Here is a 2,914-nt window from a genome sequence, read left to right as displayed (position 1 = left end):
CGGGCCGGCCCCGCAGGACCCACCGGGGCCGGCCCGCACGGGCCCGGCCCCGGGCCCGCCTCAGCGGCGCTCGGGCAGGTCCGCCTCGGCCGGCAGCACCGGTACGCCGCGCACCGCGCGGGACGACGACGCCGCGGCCGCCGGCTTCTTCCCGCAGAAGGCGGCCTCCAGCGACCCGCCGAGCGCCGTGTTGGCCGCCCCCCGGTTCGAGGTGTTCGCCATCGCCGACAGGCCGCGCCGGCCGTCCCGGGTCGCGAAGGCGTAGGTGTAGTACCCCTGCACGGTGCCGGTGTGCCCGTACACCTGGGTGCCGCAGGACAGGTCGTAGCGGCGCAGACCCAGCCCGTAGAACCGGGTGTTCGTGGCGTCCGTGGGGGTGACCGTGGTCATGGCGTCCAGCATCCGCGGCGACAGCAGCCGGCCCCGCATCAGCGCGGTCATGAAGGTGTTCAGGTCCGCCGGGTTCGAGATGACCGCCCCGGCCGACTGCGCCCAGGAGACCGTCTGCTCGGTGGAGTCGACGAGCGGCGCGCCGGCCTCGTCGGGGTGCAGGTAGCCGCGCACGTGCAGGCCCTCGACGCGCGTGTCGGGGTGGACGTACGCGGTGTTGCGCAGCCGCAGCGGCTTGATGATGCGGCGCTCGTACTCCTGGCCCACCGGCTTGCCGGTGATCTCCTCGATGAGCATGCCCACCACCACGAAGTTGGCGTTGGAGTACTTGTACGCCGCGCCGGGCTCGGTGGTGCGCGGTTCGCTCAGCGAGAGGTCCACCAGTTCCCGGTAGCCGAAGACCCGGTTGCGTACGGACTCGAAGCCCGGCACGGTCTGGGCGAACATCTTGTCGGTGTAATCCGCCAGCCCACTGCGGTGGGTCAGCAGGTGACGCACCGTGATCCGCTCGTCCGGGAGCAGCCCGGGCAGGTAGCGGTTCACCGGGGCGTCGAGCTCCACTCTGCCCTCGTCCGCCAACTGCAGCAGCACCACGGACGAGAAGGTCTTGCTGACGCTGCCCACGCGGAACCGCGCCCGGCTGTCCATGGCCGCGCCCGAGACCCGGTCCCGGACCCCGACCGCCCGGGCCTGGACGCCCTCGGGCCCGGTGTAGCGCGCCATGGCGCCCGGCGCGCCGTTGGCCATCGCGGCGTTCAGCGCCGCGACCACGCCCTCCATGTCGGGCGCGGGAGCCGCCGCGCGTGAAGCGGCGGGGGCGGAGGGCGCGGCGGTGGTCGCATGGGCGGCGGCGGGGGTGACCCCGCCCACGATGGCGGCGATCAGGGTGGCGCCCACGGCCAGGCGCCGGTGCGGTGAGAAGGTCACGTCAGGTCCTCGCGTCTCGGAAAAGCGGGGGAGTCCCGGCGTCCTTGCGCGCCGTCTCCCATGCCCATGGATGATGAGTGCAACGCGCCTGCGGGGGTTCCCGATACGGGTGCTGCTTCCACGGCGGCGGCTTTCCACGGCGACGGTTTCCGCGACACCGGCCGGGCTCGCAGCGGCGGACGGGTCCGCGGCGACCGGCGGGAAAGGGACGCTACGGGGGAGTGCGGGTGCGGGTCCCAGGACCTCGGGCCCCTGCGTGACACCCGGGCCGCGCAGGCTCACGAGGCGGCGATCGTGCCGGCCCCGGCATCCGGACGGAGGCGCGTTCCCCGGCCGCCGCCGCAGGACGAACTCGCCCGGCGCTGACCGGGCATCAGCTCCCGTCGGCCGGACCATGTCTGACTGGTCTACACCCTTGACTGGTACAGACCAACACGGTTGAGTGTGCCTCCACAACCCCCCACCACGGCCGCGCCCAGCCGTGACCGGTCCGCCGGTGCGTGCGGCGAAGGCTCTGTTCCGCCCTGCCCTCGCCCGGGAGCGGCCGTGTCCCGCAAAGGAGTTGATTCCCGTGTCGAGACGCCGTGTCTCCGCCCTCCTGGCCGCCCTCGCCCTCGCCGGCACCGCCCCGGTGCTGCTCCCGGCCTCGAACGCCGCCGCCGCCGCGTGCTCCACCTACCCCAACTGGGTGGCCGGCAAGTCGTACAACGCCGGCGACATCGTCCGCTACACCGATGGCAAGGCGTACATCGCCGAGCACGCCAACCCGGGTTACGACCCGGTCATCAGCACCTGGTACTGGGAGCCGTACGCCTGCGACAGCGGGCCGGGCACGCCCAGCACGCGCTTCGTCGTGACGGAGGCGCAGTTCAACCAGATGTTCCCCAACCGGAACTCCTTCTACAGCTACAGCGGCCTCACCGCGGCCCTGAGCGCCTATCCCGGCTTCGCCAACACCGGCAGCGACACGGTGAAGAAGCAGGAGGCCGCGGCGTTCCTGGCCAACGTCAGCCACGAGACCGGCGGTCTGGTGCACGTGGTGGAGCAGAACACCGCCAACTACCCGCATTACTGCGACTGGAGTCGGCCCTACGGCTGTCCGGCCGGGCAGGCCGCCTACTACGGACGCGGCCCGATCCAGCTGAGCTGGAACTTCAACTACAAGGCGGCGGGCGACGCGCTCGGCATCGACCTGCTGGGCAACCCCTGGCTGGTGCAGAACGACTCGGCCGTCGCCTGGAAGACGGCCCTGTGGTACTGGAACACCCAGACCGGCCCCGGCAGCATGACCCCGCACAACGCCATGGTCAACGGCGCCGGTTTCGGCCAGACGATCCGCAGCATCAACGGCTCCCTGGAGTGCGACGGGAAGAACCCGGCGCAGGTGCAGAGCCGCGTGAACAACTACCAGCGGTTCACGCAGATCCTCGGGACGTCACCCGGCGCAAACCTCTACTGCTGACAGCGGGCCCCCGGCACGTGGCGCCATGCGTCATGTCGTGGCCCTGCTCGCGCGGTCCCGGGGGCGTCCCGCACGCGCCCAGGCATCCCCGCTCCCTGCACGCCACGACCGCGGCGCTCGCGCCGCCGTCGTGGC

Annotated in this window: 2 protein-coding genes; one reads left to right on the top strand and one right to left on the bottom strand. The window is 72.4% G+C overall.

Features of this window, described 5'->3' with window-relative positions:
- Nucleotides 1-60 precede the first annotated feature (60 nt).
- Nucleotides 61-1,317 (bottom strand): serine hydrolase domain-containing protein, encoded by a 1,257-nt coding sequence (locus tag CCN42_RS37310; RefSeq protein ID WP_086741719.1) that lies wholly within the window; start codon nucleotides 1,315-1,317, stop codon nucleotides 61-63.
- 571 nt (nucleotides 1,318-1,888) lie between these two features.
- Between CCN42_RS37310 and CCN42_RS37305 the strand changes: the two genes are divergently transcribed.
- Entirely contained in the window at nucleotides 1,889-2,779 is an 891-nt protein-coding gene (locus tag CCN42_RS37305; RefSeq protein ID WP_086741718.1) for a glycoside hydrolase family 19 protein, read from the top strand.
- Nucleotides 2,780-2,914 lie beyond the last annotated feature (135 nt).

Source organism: Streptomyces glaucescens, from assembly GCF_002154375.1.
In the GTDB taxonomy this organism is placed as follows: Bacteria; Actinomycetota; Actinomycetes; order Streptomycetales; family Streptomycetaceae; genus Streptomyces; species Streptomyces glaucescens.
The sequence above is the reverse complement of the archived record's forward strand: the minus strand, read 5'-3'. Positions and strand labels throughout refer to the sequence as shown.